The organism is Brevibacillus choshinensis (genome assembly GCF_016811915.1).
In the GTDB taxonomy this organism is placed as follows: domain Bacteria; phylum Bacillota; class Bacilli; order Brevibacillales; family Brevibacillaceae; genus Brevibacillus; species Brevibacillus choshinensis_A.
On the sequence record NZ_CP069127.1, the window covers coordinates 659,555 to 674,577 of the forward strand.

Genomic DNA, 15,023 nt, shown 5'->3' on the forward strand with positions numbered 1-15,023 from the left:
CTTGCCTTTTTCCTTTTGAGAGGGCAACGCGGCATCGACTTTCACGTGAAAAGGAGGCATCGGCATGTTTCAGAGCGCTTATTTGCTCGAAATGAACAAGATATCCAAGGAGTTTCCAGGCGTGAAGGCACTCGACGATGTCACGCTGAAAGTGCGGCCAGGAACCGTCCATGCTCTGATGGGAGAAAACGGAGCGGGCAAGTCGACCTTGATGAAATGCTTGTTTGGCATCTACAAGCCGGACGCCGGCGAGATTTTGCTGAATGGCGAGAGCGTGACGCTGGGGAGCTCCAAGGATGCCCTGGAGCGCGGCATATCCATGATCCATCAGGAGCTGCATCCGGTCCCTTTTCGAAATGTGATGGAGAACATCTGGCTAGGTCGTTTTCCAGTCAAAAAGGTGGGTCCTTTTCCGTTTGTGGATGAGAAAAAAATGGTGAGAGACACCGAAAAGCTGTTCGCCGATCTGGGAATGGATCTGAATCCTCATGAAATTGTGCGCAATCTCTCCGTTTCCAAGGTGCAGTCGCTCGAAATCGCCAAGGCGGTCTCTTACCATTCCAAGGTCATTGTGATGGACGAACCTACGTCCTCGTTGACAGGCAACGAGGTGGAGCAGCTGTTCACCATCATCCATGAACTGAAGAGCAGGGGCGTTGCGATCATCTACATTTCACACAAAATGGAGGAAATTCTGCGTATATCGGATGACGTGACCATCATGCGCGACGGCAAGCTGATCGGGACCTGGCTCGCCTCTGAGCTGACGACAGATCTGATCATATCGCGAATGGTAGGACGAGACCTCACCCAGAGATATCCGCAAAGGAGCAATACTCCGGGAGATGTCGTACTCCATGTCGAAGGCTTGACCTCGGCCTTTGCGGAATCTTTTCGGAATGTTTCGTTCGAGCTGCGAAAGGGAGAGATCCTGGGAGTAGGCGGATTGGTAGGGGCACAGCGGACGGAATTGATCGAGGCGCTGTTCGGCATGCGGTCGATCCGCTCGGGAAAAGTGCGTCTGCATGGCAAAGAGGTGCGGATCAAATCCCCCCGGGAAGCCAAAAGGCACAAGATGGCGCTCTTGACGGAGGAGCGGAGGGTGACTGGAATCATTCCTGTCCTGCCCGTGCTGGAAAATACGGTGATCGCCAATCTGGCCAACTATCAGACTCCTTACCTGCTGCTCAATGACCGGAAGCGGCGAGAGGATGTCAGTCAAAGCATTGATAAGCTGCGGGTGAAGACGCCGTCGATGAAAGCCTTGATCAAGAATCTGTCGGGCGGCAATCAGCAAAAGGTTTTGCTCGCGAGATGGCTGTTGACAGAACCGGATATTTTGCTGCTCGACGAACCTACGCGCGGGGTAGACGTCGGTGCCAAGTACGAAATCTATGCCATCATTGCGGATCTCGCCAAGCAAGGAAAGAGCATCATCATGATCTCATCTGAGATGCCGGAGCTGCTCGGGATGTCGGATCGCATCATGGTGATGAGCGGCGGGCAGCTCTCAGGCGTCATAGCCGGTGCTGATGCGACGGAGGAAGAAATCATGCGACTGGCGACCAAGAACTTGGGCTGACCAGGGGAGGAGGACTCACATGAGCAGTACTGCACAAAAGCGCATCCAAGGGTTTGTGACGCAAAACGCCATCTATATCGTCCTGGTCGTGCTGATCGCCGGCATCGCCATTTACGATACCCAATTTCTATCGATAACGACTTTGCGGGATATTCTTTTGCAGTCATCGACGCGCGCGATTATTGCGCTGGGGGCCGCCTTCGTCTTGATCACGGGTGGAACGGACCTTTCTGCGGGTCGTGTCGTCGGACTGACAGCCGTTATCTCGGCGTCGATGCTGCAAGCGCAGGATTACCCGCGCAGGTTTTTCCCCGACCTGCCCGATCTGCCGCTCCTGATCCCGATCTTGATTGCGATCGCGGTGGGGCTTTTGGTGGGCCTCATCAATGGAATCATCGTGTCCCGCTTTAGCGTTCCACCGTTTATCGCTACTCTGGGAACGATGGTAATCGTCTACGGGGTGAACTCGATTTACTTCGATATGGAGCCCAATCAATCCCAACCGATCGGCGGTCTTCGGCAAGATTTTAGTCATTTGGGGACCGGCTTCATCGGCCCGAGCGGCCCGTATTCCGTCCCGTACATCGTGATCATCGCCATCGTGGTCGCGTTCCTCGTCTGGGTCGTTTTCAACAAGACGAGGCTCGGGAAAAACATGTACGCGATCGGAGGCAATATCCAGGCAGCGACAGTGTCGGGTATCAACGTGGCCTGGAACATCATGATCATCTACGCCATCGCAGGTGGACTCTACGGTCTGGGCGGAGTACTGGAATCGGCGCGCACAGGAGGCGCAACGAACAACTACGGCAACATGTACGAGCTGGACGCCATCGCAGCCTGCGTGGTGGGGGGAGTCTCGACCTCTGGAGGGATCGGTACTGTCCCTGGCGTTTTGGCTGGTGTTTTGATCTTTGGCGTCATCAACTACGGGCTTACCTTTATCGGGGTCAATCCGTACTGGCAGCTGATCATCAAAGGTTTGATCATCGTGGCGGCGGTGGCCTTTGACATTCGAAAATACCTGGCGAAGAAATAATAGGCGCACCCCCGATTCGAGCAAAATGCGAACCGGGGGTGTTTGCATGCGTCCTCGCAAAAAGGAGCTGCCCGATCGCTCGTGACAGCTCCAGCTATAGGTTTACTTGTTGCGAGGAACGTAATCCGGGTAGTCGGTGATGATGTCGTCCACGCCAGCCTTGAGCAGCGGCTCGACTTCCTCCGGTTTGCGCACCGTCCAAACCGAAATCTGCATGCCGAGGTCATGGATGCGATTGACCAGTTCCTCTGTCACCAGCTTTTGAGTAGGGTTGACATAATCGGCGTAGGTCGCAAATTCAGCCAGCTTCTCGTCGGTCAGGTCGTTTTTGTTACTGGTCAGCACACCTACCGGAACAGCGGGCAGCAGCTCGTGAAATGTCTTGATCGAGTCGAAGTTGAACGATTGCACGATGATCTTTTCGTTAGCAGGCTTGTCCATATTCCGCTCAGACAAGGCGGCAGCCACTTGCTCCTCGATACCCGGGTATAGCTCGGGTGACTTGAGTTCAATGAGAATGCCAGTCTTTCCGCGGAATTCATCGAGTACCTCGTCAAAGGTAGGGATGCGCTCCCCGGCAAAATCCGGTCCAAAGAAGCTGCCGGCGTCCAATTGGCGAATTTCATCCAGCGTAAAGCTGCTCACTTTTCCGGTGCCGTCCGTTGTACGATCCACGGTGTTGTCATGAATCACGACGAGCTTTCCGTCTTTAGTGGCCTGCACATCGATTTCGATGTAATCGGCTTTCATTTTCACGGCCTTGCGGAATGCCGCCATCGTATTTTCAGGCGCGTACCCCGAGGCTCCCCGGTGAGCGATTGTGTCCACGCGGTCTGCCTTTTCGTTTGGCGCGGCCATGACGGCAATCGGCTGAATCAGTCCTGTCAAAAGGGTGGCTGCAAGCAACATCTTTCGCATTTGGATCATGTCGGGAATCTCCTCCTTGGATTGGAACTTCCCCTTGAAGATAACGGAGCAATGTAAAGAGGAAGTGAAGGTGTTGTAAAGAAGGGGCGGCTTGCCTCATTTTCGTTCAGAAGGCCTGTATGATGAGGAGTGTCGTTATTTCCAATGGATCGGTTTTCCAATTAATTTGGAGGGCGTGAGGAAAAAAGCACCATACCAAAAGGCCGAGGGACCGAAACTAAATGGAATGTTTTTCCGTCTAATGCTGTAAGAGAAGCATTTTTGGGGGGAACAGGATGAAGCCGATCACTCGCAGCAGATGGCGAATCGCGGCTGGCGTCTGCTATTATCGGTGGAAGCGGCATGCGCAGTGGCTCTTCGGAAAAAAGAAGTATGCAAGAAAAAGAAGCGCTGAGCTTCTGCCCCATGTTCATTTTCGCCATCAGACGATCTTGCTGCGGCAGCTGCAGGACGTGGAGATGTGGATGCAGCACAACAAGGTAACCAATTTGCGTATCGCTGCGGGTCGGCTGAATCAGGTCACGATCCTGCCAGGCGAGACGTTTTCCTATTGGCGATTGATAGGCAAGCCCACACGGAAAAAAGGCTATCTGGACGGGATGCTGCTGTCGCACGGCAAAGTCACGGCGGGAGTGGGCGGAGGGCTGTGCCAGTTGTCCAATTTGCTGTACTGGATGACCCTGCACACGCCGCTGACCGTCACCGAACGCCATCGGCACAGCTACGACGTTTTCCCTGATTCCGGGCGTACACAGCCGTTTGGAAGCGGAGCGACCTGCTTTTACAACTATCTGGATCTGCAGATCGCCAATGTGACCAAGAGCACATTTCAGCTGCATGTATACGTGACCGACTCGCATTTGGTCGGGGAATGGCGATCGGACATGCCGCCGACACGAAGGTATGAGATCGTAGAGAAAGAACAAGCGATTAGGCCGTCCTTGTGGGGTGGATATGAGCGCTCTAATCGGCTGTACCGCAACGTGTTTTCCCTGGATGGGGAATGGCTGGATGAGGAATGGGTGACGGAAAATCGAGCGATGATGATGTATGAGCCCCTATTGCCAGAAGCGCAATCCCATGCGAGCGGACAAAATTAGAAGAGGATGATGTTTCCTATTCCGTATACGAACTGGAACTCGGCTCCAATCTGTGCGAAAATAGGAACATATGCACTCGTCTCGTAACGTGGAAAGGTGGACTTATACAAATGTCTTCTGTTGATCGTATCGTATCAGGTTTAAACCCCGAGCAGCGAGAAGCTGTTCTGACTACAGAAGGGCCCGTATTGATTCTGGCCGGAGCGGGCAGTGGCAAGACAAAGGTTCTCACCCAACGAATTGCCTATCTCATTAGTGTGAAGCAAGTAGCGCCGTGGAGCATCCTGGCGATTACGTTTACGAATAAAGCGGCACGTGAAATGCAAAACCGCGTGGCGGGCCTCATCGGGGGAGCGGCGGCGCAGGATGCCTGGCTGTCGACCTTTCACTCCTTGTGCGTACGCATCTTGCGCCGGGATATTGACCGTTTGGGGATCAGCCGCAGCTTTTCCATCCTGGATGCGGGAGATCAGCTGTCAGTCGTAAAGCAGTGCTTGAAGGATCTGAATATCGATCCGAAGCAATACGAGCCGCGCTCCATTTTGGCGGCGATCAGCACGGCGAAGAACGAACTGACAGATCCGGAGACCTTTGCAAAACTGGCGGGAGATCCATTTTCACAGGTAGCGGCCAAGGTCTACGAGGCGTATCAGAAAAAGCTGAAAAACAACCAGTCGCTGGACTTTGACGATCTGATCATGACGACCGTGCGTCTGTTTAAAGAAGTGCCGGAAGTGCTGGAATTCTATCAGAAAAAATTCCGCTACATCCATGTCGATGAGTATCAGGATACCAACCGCGCCCAGTATCTGCTGATTTCCATGCTGGCAGACAAGTACCGCAACGTCTGCTGCGTGGGGGATGCGGATCAGAGCATTTACAAATGGCGCGGGGCAGATATTTCCATCATTTTAAACTTTGAAAAAGACTATCCCGAAGCGAAAATGATTAAACTGGAGCAAAACTATCGTTCCACGAAAACGATCCTGCAAGCAGCCAACCAGGTGATCGCCAACAACAAGCTGCGCAAGGAAAAGAAGCTGTGGACGGATAATGCAGGCGGCGAAAAAATCAGCTGCTTCCAGGGGGATTCGGAGCATGACGAGGCGTACTTCATCGTCGATTCGATCCGCAGACAGATGTCCCAGTACAAGCGCTACGACAAGTTTGCCGTCCTGTACCGGACCAACGCCCAATCCCGTGTGGTGGAGGAAGTGTTCATCAAATCGAACATCCCATACACCATCGTAGGCGGCACCAAGTTCTACGACAGAAAAGAGATCAAGGACATTCTCGCTTACCTGCGTTTGATTTCCAACCCGGACGATGACATCAGTCTGGCTCGCATCATCAATGTACCGAAACGAAATATCGGGGATACGACTGTAGACAAGCTGCAGGCGTACGCCAATGCAAACGGACAGTCTCTCTTCCAGGCCATTCAGGAAGCGGGATACATGGGGCTGCCCGCACGCACCACCAATGCGATCCTGTCCTTTAACGATCTCATCACGAGCTTGATGCAGATGACGGACTACCTCAGTGTCACCGAACTGGTGGAAGAGGTGCTCAAGCGATCAGGATACCGTGAATCGCTGAAAGAAGACAAAACCTTGGAAGCGCAGGCTCGCCTGGAGAATATCGAAGAGTTTCTCTCCGTTACCCAGGAGTTCGAGCGCAAAAACGAAGACAAGAGCTTGCTCGCGTTCCTGACCGATTTGGCACTCGTGGCAGACATCGATTCACTGGACGGGGAGGATGACAAGCAGGAAGCTTCCGCTGAAGGCCAGGTCGTTCTGATGACCTTGCACAGCGCCAAGGGACTGGAGTTTCCGGTCGTTTATCTCGTAGGCATGGAGGAGGGAGTCTTTCCGCACAGCCGCTCGCTGTTTGACGAGTCCGAGATGGAAGAGGAGCGCCGCCTCGCCTACGTGGGGATTACGAGGGCGGAAGAACGACTATTCATGACCTGCGCGCGGATGCGTACGTTGTTTGGTCGGACGAATGTCAATGCGCCTTCCCGATTCCTGCAGGAAATTCCCGCTGAGCTGCTCGACGGCAGCCCTGTTGCTGACAGAGGCTACGGTGGCGGGGGAGGCGGCGGTTTCGGTCAACGTGATGCAGCCCGCTCTCCTTTTGGCACAGGTGGCTATCAGGCAGGAGCAGCCCCTCGCGTAGGGATGGCTCAGCGCACTGCTGCGACAGCCGGATCTCCATTTGCTCGTCCAGCAGCCCAGGCAGGCAGCAAACTGCCGGGGCATGGCGCGGCAGCAGGTTTGGATTGGAAAGTGGGAGACAAAGTAAAGCATGGCAAGTGGGGCACAGGGACAGTCGTCAAAGTGAAAGGAGCCGGCGACGACATGGAGCTGGACATTGCGTTCCCGAGCCCGACCGGCATCAAAAAGCTGTTGGCCAAATTTGCGCCGATTGAACGGGGATAAAGCAACAGAATCGGTAAAGTAAAGGATGAGCGAGATGGATCGACTGACGGCGGAAACAAAAATGAAAGAATTAGCGAAACGAATTGAGCGGCATAATCGTCTTTACCATGAAGAGGATCGGCCTGAGATCACAGACCAGGAATACGATCAATTGATGCGGGATTTGCGAGAGCTGGAAAACAGCTTTCCGGAACTGGTCGCAGCGGATTCCCCGACCCAGCGCGTGGGCGGGGAGCCTCTCCCTTTCTTTGAAAAGGTGGTACATAAAACGCCGATGCTCAGCTTGGGCAATGCCTTCAATGAGGAGGACCTGCGGGATTTTGACCGTCGTGTCCGCCAGGCAGTCGGCAATCAGGCAGTGCGCTATGTGGGTGAGCTCAAGATCGATGGACTCGCTGTCTCGCTACATTATGAAAACGGCGTGTTTGTACGGGGGGCTACTCGCGGGGACGGAACGACGGGTGAAGACATTACCCAAAACCTCCGAACCATTCGCTCCATTCCCCTTCGTTTGACGAGACCGCTCTCACTGGAGGTTCGCGGCGAGGCGTACATGTCCAAAGGCGCGTTTGAGAGGCTGAACAAGGAGCGCGAGGAACGGGGCGAAGCTCTTTTTGCCAATCCGCGCAACTCTGCAGCGGGCTCATTGCGACAGCTGGATCCCAAGATTGCCGCTTCCCGTCAGCTGGATACGTTCATTTACGGCATCGGGGAACTACAGGGAGAAACAGTCGAGTCTCATAGCGAAGGTCTGAACCTGCTGGAAACATTGGGCTTTGCCGTCAATCCCGAACGTCGTGTGTTCGACAACATCGAAGACCTGATCGCGTTTATTGCCGGATGGACGGAAAAACGGCCAAGTCTGCCGTACGAGATCGATGGCATGGTGATCAAGGTGGACAGCTACGCACAGCAGCAGGAGCTCGGATTTACCGCCAAAAGCCCGCGTTGGGCCATTGCGTATAAGTTTCCTGCAGAAGAGGCGATTACGGTGCTGGAAGGCATCGAGGTATCGGTGGGGCGTACGGGTGCGGTCACGCCAACGGCTCTGCTGAAGCCTGTGAGCCTGGCAGGAACAACGGTCAAGCGGGCTTCCCTGCACAACGAGGACATCATTCGGGAAAAAGGATTGATGATTGGCGATCACGTTGTCGTCAAAAAAGCGGGTGACATCATACCGGAAATTATTGCGGTGCTCCCGGAGCGCCGCACAGGGGACGAGAAGCCATTTTCCATGCCGAGCCATTGCCCGGAGTGCGGCAGTGATCTCGTCCGTCTGGAAGAGGAAGTGGCACTGCGCTGCATCAATCCAATGTGCCCTGCCTTGATTCGTGAAGGCATGATTCACTTCGTGTCCCGTACTGCCATGAACATCGATGGACTCGGTGAAAAAGTAGTGGCGCAGCTGTTTAACGATGGCATCATTCACAGTGTGGCAGATCTCTACTATTTGCATTTGCAGCGTGATGTGCTGCTCGGCATGGAGCGGATGGGCGAAAAGTCGGTCGACAACCTGCTGGCCGCAATCGAAGCCAGCAAGCAAAACTCACTGGAGCGAGTCCTGTTCGGCTTGGGAATTCGTCTGGTGGGTGCAAAGGCAGCGCGGGTCATCGCGGAGCATTTTGGCACCATGGATGCGATTATGCAGGCGAGCGAGGAAGATTTGACTCAAATCGACGAGATCGGTCCGAAGATGGCGGCTAGCTTGGTCAATTACTTCGAGCAGCCGCAGGCAAAAGCCGTCATTGAACGGCTGAGGGCAGCTGGAGTGAATATGGAATACAAGGGCTTGCGTATCGAGGGCGGAGCCGATTTGCCTTTCGCCGGCAAAACGATCGTGCTCACAGGTACGCTGGCGCAAATGTCGCGTCAGGAAGCCGAAGAGGCAATCGCGCGTCTGGGCGGCAAAGTGACGGGCAGTGTTAGTAAAAAAACGGATCTGGTCATTGCGGGTGAAAAGGCGGGCTCCAAGCTGGAGAAGGCTGAAAAGCTGGGGGTAGCTGTGATGGATGAAGCTGGCTTCCTGGAAGTATTGGGGAGCAACAGCTAATATCTGATCAGGGTGCGGCGACGGACTGGATGAGTATAGAGGGGGACGTGAAGAGCATGAAAGGCTTCCTACGAGTGGGATACGGAGCAATGGTTTTGGTATTCTTGGCAGGCTGCGGAGTCACCGGGCAGCAGAGTAAACCGGCTCCACCATCCGTGACGGCAGCAGCTCTAAAGGGTGACCTAACGTATCAGGATGTTTTGGAAAGAGGAGAAACCGTGCACAATCTGGCGATGACTGCAGATGCTGAGCGGATTTGGGTGGGAACCCATTCGGGCTTGTACAGTTCCACTCCTGGAGGACTGTGGAGCCTCTTATCGACCCAGCTCGAGCAGCATGACATCGCAGGCTGGTATGTCGATCCCAAAGACCCTCATCAAATATTTGCAGCAGGCAGCGCAGGTGTACTTCGCTCCGTAGATGGCGGAAAGCAGTGGGAGACGATCGGAAAAGGCTTGCCTGCTGCTGCTGATATTCGCAGCTTTGCCGGGATTCGCGAAGGGGAGCAGATTCGTCTGTTCGCCTTTGTGTCCGGTGAAGGTATCTACCAGTCCGTAGACAGCGGTGAACAGTGGAGCCTCTGGCAGCCGATGGACCAGGAAGTATTTTCCATGGACTTTGACCCAGAAGAAAACCGTCTCTATGTAGCGGCGCAATTCAGCTTGCTCTATAATGAGAACGGGGAATGGAAGACAGAGGTGCTCCCAGGGGCACAGCAGATCTACTCTCTTTCCGTCGACCGACGCACTGGCGTTTTGGCTGTCGCTACGGAACAAGGCATATTTGAAAAAAACAATGGCGAGTGGAGACTGCTCGATGCGCGTTCACCTGAAAAGCTGATCATGATCTCTTCTGGTGAAGGTGATACCAAATGGGTTGGGGTAGGAGAATCTGCACTCATCTACAAGCTTTCCGACAACAAATGGGTCAAATGGAATTAACGAAACGTTAAGACGTTTTTTACACAAAAGGAGCAGCGTATGAAAGCGAAGTTTTTGACAGGATGCAGGCTGATGGCGGTGTTCCTTCTCGTAGCTGTAACGGCAGGCTGCTCATTGCTGCCGCGCGGCGGTCAGGAAGCAGGGCCTGAGATCACGACGCCATCCTTGTCGCCGGTCGTGGAAGTTTCCGAAGATTACTACGGGAGTATCCCTCCTTACAAGCCTAACCAGACGCGCGGAATGCTGAGCGAGACGAAGTACCGCATCGATTTCAGCCATTTGGAGCTGGGATTGATGGAGTTTGCCCGAGATACGTTCCCGACATCCGAATACCTGTTCCAGGAAGGGCAGCAGATCAAGCAAGAGCAGGTCAAGGAATGGATCGCCCAGGAAAAGACGGGTGCTACCAACGGACAAAAGAAAAAAGGGATTCTGGTGCACGTGCTGGAGCATGATTACCTCAGCAAGGAAAAGGATCGCTTGGGGCAATTGGAAGGCATCGTTCTGGGGCTGTCGCTTTCGCCTGAATATCAGGATGCGACAGGCCAGGATAAAATGTACACGACGCAGGAACTGCAGGCAAAGGGTCAGCAGCTGGCGGCACGCATCGTCCAATCGGTTCGTGTGAATACCCCGACTGTACCCATGGTGATTTTGCTGTATCAGGTTCCAGAAGCGAATTCCTCTCTCGTGCCAGGTCGCTTCATCATGTCGGGGACGGTCAATGCAAACGAAGCAGCCATCTCCAAGTGGCAGCCGATTGAAGAGGAATACTACTTGTTCCCGAGCACGGATTTGGAGAAGAAGTACCCTCAGCAGTCCTTGCAGTTCGACAAGCTGATGCGTCAGTCCCAATCGTACTTTGGGGAGTATATCGGGATGACAGGCGTAGGGAGATTCATGGGTGGAAAGATGACAGAGCTGACCATTACGGCAACCGCCGAGTATGACTCCCGTACCGAGGTGCTGCAGTTCACCCAATTCGCTGCAGGCAGCATCGATCAATTGTTTGACAAGAGCGTGCACGTCAATCTGTACGTTCAATCGATGAACAAGCCGCTGTCGATCTACATCCGACCGTCCACCGGCGAACCGTATATGCATATTTACAGGCAGTAATGACACAGAAGGCTCCTTTACGTGAATCGTGGAGGAGCTTTCTTTTTTTGTTGGGAAGACACAACACATCTGTATAATCGTGATCAATGATTGAACAAAAGTGTTCATGCCTGTATGTGAATCTCCCTTATTGTTTTTCGAGAAAAATGCAAACACTAACGGAGACTGTGTGAGGTCGGTTTTGTTGGTATGATCCTTGCATATGTATAAAGAGTGAACCCAAACATGGAAGAAATCGATAAGGAGGCGTCACAATGCAAGTAGAATTCAAAAACGAGGCGTTTACCAATTTTAGCTTACCAGAAAATAAAAAGGCGTTTGAAGAAGCACTCGCGAAAGTTGAAAGCGAGCTGGGCCTGGAATATGACTTGATCATCGGCGGAGAGCGCATCAAAACCGAGAAGAAATCCCGCTCCATCAACCCTTCCAATAAAGAACAAGTAGTAGGTGTGGTATCCCAGGCTGACCAGGCACTGGCTGAAAAAGCGATCCAAGTGGCAGCTAGCACCTTTGAAACGTGGAAAAAAGTACCGGGCACCTCCCGTTCCCGTTACCTGACCAAAGCAGCAGCTATCCTGCGTCGCCGCAAGCATGAGTTCTCTGCTTGGCTCGTAAAAGAAGCCGGTAAGAGCTGGGCAGAAGCAGATGCGGATACCGCAGAAGCAATCGACTTCATGGAGTACTATGCACGTCAAATGGATAAGCTGTCCCAGCGCCACGATCTTCCTCGCATTCCGGATGAAGATAACGAGCTGTACTATGTTCCGCTCGGCGTAGGTATCGTAATTCCGCCATGGAACTTCCCGCTCGCAATCATGGTAGGGATGACGACTGCAGCGTTGGTAGCAGGTAACACCGTTGTTCTGAAGCCTGCTTCCACCACTCCTGTCATTGCTGCGAAATTCATGGAAATCCTCGAAGACGCTGGCGTACCGGCAGGTGTGGTAAACTTCGTGCCAGGCTCCGGCAGCGAAATCGGCGACTACCTCGTCGAGCATATCCAGACTCGTTTCATCAGCTTTACTGGTTCCCGCGATGTAGGTCTGCGCATCAACGAGCTGGCTGCAAAACATCGTCCAGGACAAAAATGGATGAAGCGTCTGGTTGCGGAAATGGGCGGTAAAGACTCCATCGTGGTAGACAGCGATTGCGACATCGAATTGGCTGCGCAATCGATCGTAGCGTCTGCATTTGGTTTCTCCGGTCAGAAATGTTCCGCTTGCTCCCGTGCAATCGTACACCAAGACGTATACGACCAAGTGCTGAACCGCGTAGCAGAGCTGACCAACAGCCTGACTGTGGGCGACATCCGCAGCAACGAATTCTACACAGGTCCAGTCGTTGACGATAAAGCGTACAACAAAATTCTGGAATACATCGAGATCGGTAAAACTGAAGGCAAACTGGTTGCTGGTGGCGAAAAAGGACCAGAAACCGGCTACTTCATCAAGCCAACCGTATTTGCTGACGTAGCTCCAGACGCACGCATCATGCAGGAAGAAATCTTTGGACCTGTAGTGGCGTTCTGCAAAGCGAACGACTTTGACCATGCCATGGAAATCGCAAACAACACCGAGTACGGTTTGACTGGCGCTGTCATCAGCCGCAACCGCGCAAACCTCGAGCGCGCTCGTGAAGAGTTCCATGTAGGTAACCTGTACTTCAACCGCAAGTGCACAGGCGCGTTGGTAGGCGTGCATCCATTTGGCGGCTTCAACATGTCCGGTACAGACTCTAAAGCAGGTGGACCAGACTACCTCTTGCTGTTCACCCAAGCCAAACTGGTTTCCGAAAAACTGTAAGACGCAACATCAAGCACAAGCTGCCTCCACGGAGGCGGCTTTTTTTTGCCCATTTTGTCCACACTACTAACAAGAACCAAGTGCGGGCAGGTGAGGAAGCTGTTTACGTTTGTCGTATCTGGTCTATCTGCTTTTTTCCTAGTCTATCTGTTGATGCCGGCCGCTCATTGGCTGGCCTGGAAAACACAGCTGCTGGATATCCCGAGAGGACGAAAGGGACACAGTCATCCGACGCCGCTATCCGGTGGGGTGGCGATGTTTGTCGGGATGATTGTAGTGTCCACTTTTTTTGCGGGGGTGCAAAAAACGGTTGCGGTTTTGGCGGCTGGAGGTGCCGTTTTGATGGCGATCGGGTGGGCCGATGATGCCTTCAAAGCGCAGCAAAAAGATTTTCCCGCACTGCCCAAGTTATTGGTGCAGTTGTTGGTAGGAGTGATGGTATTTTTCTTTGACATCCGTTTTCGCGGGGTTAGTCTTTCCTGGTTGGGTGGTGAGGATGGCGCATTTGTCATGTTCCCTGTGTGGGTATCTTTTCTGGCAACCGTGCTGTGGATAGTCGGCTTGATCAATATGGTGAACTTTTTGGATGGAGTAGATGGCTTGGCGGCGGGAGCGACCGTTTTTTCAGCCGTCACGCTGTTCTTTCTTTCCTTGGTCAAGGGGCAGGATCTGACAGCATTGCTAGCCGTATCGTTGGCAGGGGCAGCGCTTGCTTTCTTGCGTTTCAATTTTTATCCGGCAAAAATTTTCATGGGAGATGCGGGCTCGATGTTTTTAGGCTTTGCCTTGGCGATCATTTCCCTGGAGGGGACGATGAAGGGGGCCACGCTGATTTCACTCGTGGTAACGGTACTTGCTTTGGGGCTGCCGGTCATGGATACGGTACAGGTCATGATCAGCAGGCTGCTCGCGGGATCTCCCATGTATCAAGCGGATCGCCGCCATGTGCATCATCGGTTGATGTCACACGGGTTGACGGCTAAACAGACAGTGGTTGTGCTGTATTTGGTCAGCTTTCTTTTCTCAGCTTTGTCGCTGTTTCTGTTTTACTTCCAAAAAATTTGACGGAGCGCAGCTAGGGTGTGTAGAAATGGTACTGGTTGCGTCCAGCCGCTTTTGCGGCGTAGAGAGCTTTGTCGGCATTGGTCAGGAGCTGATCGCCGCCTGTGGCAGAGTGAGGATAGAGAGCGATGCCCATGCTGGTCGTGCAGAGGAAGGTGTTCTCCTCGATCTCCCATGGCTTTTGCAGAGCTAGCAAAATGCGTTTCGATACCTTTTCCACCTGTTGCCGCGACTGGATTCCCGTCAGGAGGACGATGAACTCGTCGCCACCCAGACGTGCGACTGTATCTCCTTCGCGTACGCATGAAGTGAGGCGTTCTGCGAGCATTTGCAGGAACAGATCACCTGTGCTGTGCCCCAAGGTGTCGTTGATCTGTTTGAAGTCGTCGCAATCAAGGAAGAGGACGGCGACCATCTCAGCGTTTGCCTTTGCTTTTGCTATGGCATTCTGCAAATGGATGGAAAGCAGGCGTCGGTTTGGCAGGCCGGTCAATCCGTCATGATACGCCAAATACTCCAGCCTGGACTCGAGGTTTTTGCGTTCGGTAATGTCGCGTGTGACTGAAAACACATGGGTGCACACGCCTTCTTTGTTAAAGATGGGGGATAGGATCGACTCGCCGACCACGTCGCCTTCACTGGTGAAGTGAATTGGAACACGGCTTTCAACCGCTTTTGTGTACATGCTCTTCAATACGGAAGCTTTTTCTTCGGGGTACACATCCTCCATTCGCTTGCCGTATGCATCTTCCGTGAGGCCGGCTACCTGCATCGCGGCAGGGTTCATCAGGACGTAGCGAAACTGAAGATCGTGACTTTCTGCCTCCTCAACAGACATAAGAAAGAACATATCTGACATATGATGAAAAAAGCTGTTCAGGATATCCCCGTATTGACTGATTAATGTTTCAATGTCTAGCTTTGACATATCTGTGTTCTCCTGATTGTAGGCTTGTCCAC

Annotated in this window: 11 protein-coding genes; 9 read left to right on the forward strand and 2 right to left on the reverse strand. The window is 53.2% G+C overall.

The features are described 5' to 3' along the window. The first annotated feature begins 64 nt into the window (after nucleotides 1-64). Both JNE38_RS03575 and mglC read left to right on the forward strand, forming a co-directional pair. Nucleotides 65-1,582, forward strand: coding sequence for a sugar ABC transporter ATP-binding protein (locus JNE38_RS03575; RefSeq protein ID WP_203355272.1), 1,518 nt, complete (start codon nucleotides 65-67; stop codon nucleotides 1,580-1,582). A gap of 19 nt (nucleotides 1,583-1,601) precedes the next feature. Then, on the forward strand, nucleotides 1,602-2,621 hold the full coding sequence (gene mglC / locus JNE38_RS03580; protein WP_203355273.1) for a galactose/methyl galactoside ABC transporter permease MglC: 1,020 nt from the start codon (nucleotides 1,602-1,604) through the stop codon (nucleotides 2,619-2,621). Nucleotides 2,622-2,723: 102 nt separating this feature from the next. Here mglC and JNE38_RS03585 read toward each other — a convergent pair whose 3' ends face one another. Then, entirely contained in the window at nucleotides 2,724-3,539 is an 816-nt protein-coding gene (locus JNE38_RS03585) for a glycerophosphodiester phosphodiesterase (protein ID WP_428993713.1), read from the reverse strand. Nucleotides 3,540-3,823: 284 nt separating this feature from the next. On the opposite strand from JNE38_RS03585, the gene JNE38_RS03590 reads away from it, so the two are divergent. The 7 genes from JNE38_RS03590 to JNE38_RS03620 all read left to right on the forward strand — a co-directional run bounded on the left by JNE38_RS03590 (nucleotide 3,824) and on the right by JNE38_RS03620 (nucleotide 14,066). Next, nucleotides 3,824-4,648 carry a VanW family protein gene (locus JNE38_RS03590; RefSeq protein ID WP_203355275.1) on the forward strand — a complete coding sequence of 275 codons (825 nt, stop codon included), beginning with the start codon at nucleotides 3,824-3,826 and terminating at the stop codon, nucleotides 4,646-4,648. A gap of 110 nt (nucleotides 4,649-4,758) precedes the next feature. Beyond that, a complete protein-coding gene (gene pcrA / locus JNE38_RS03595; protein WP_203355276.1) occupies nucleotides 4,759-7,089 on the forward strand; it encodes a DNA helicase PcrA in 2,331 nt (776 codons plus the stop codon). 34 nt (nucleotides 7,090-7,123) lie between these two features. Further along, a complete protein-coding gene (ligA, locus tag JNE38_RS03600) occupies nucleotides 7,124-9,139 on the forward strand; it encodes an NAD-dependent DNA ligase LigA (RefSeq protein ID WP_203355277.1) in 2,016 nt (671 codons plus the stop codon). Nucleotides 9,140-9,195: 56 nt separating this feature from the next. After that, a complete protein-coding gene (locus tag JNE38_RS03605; RefSeq protein ID WP_203355278.1) occupies nucleotides 9,196-10,080 on the forward strand; it encodes a WD40/YVTN/BNR-like repeat-containing protein in 885 nt (294 codons plus the stop codon). A 39-nt stretch (nucleotides 10,081-10,119) separates the two neighbouring features. After that, a complete protein-coding gene (locus JNE38_RS03610; protein WP_203355279.1) occupies nucleotides 10,120-11,199 on the forward strand; it encodes a CamS family sex pheromone protein in 1,080 nt (359 codons plus the stop codon). A 254-nt stretch (nucleotides 11,200-11,453) separates the two neighbouring features. Beyond that, nucleotides 11,454-13,001: an L-glutamate gamma-semialdehyde dehydrogenase gene (gene pruA / locus JNE38_RS03615; RefSeq protein WP_203355280.1), complete on the forward strand. Its 1,548-nt coding sequence runs from the start codon at nucleotides 11,454-11,456 to the stop codon at nucleotides 12,999-13,001. A 90-nt stretch (nucleotides 13,002-13,091) separates the two neighbouring features. Further along, nucleotides 13,092-14,066, forward strand: a complete 975-nt coding sequence (locus JNE38_RS03620) for an MraY family glycosyltransferase (protein ID WP_238933549.1) — start codon at nucleotides 13,092-13,094, stop codon at nucleotides 14,064-14,066. Between the two features lie 10 nt (nucleotides 14,067-14,076). Here the strand turns inward: JNE38_RS03620 and JNE38_RS03625 are convergent, their stop codons facing one another. Beyond that, complete coding sequence (locus tag JNE38_RS03625; RefSeq protein ID WP_203355281.1) at nucleotides 14,077-14,991, reverse strand: diguanylate cyclase domain-containing protein; 915 nt, start codon at nucleotides 14,989-14,991, stop codon at nucleotides 14,077-14,079. Nucleotides 14,992-15,023: the final 32 nt, after the last annotated feature.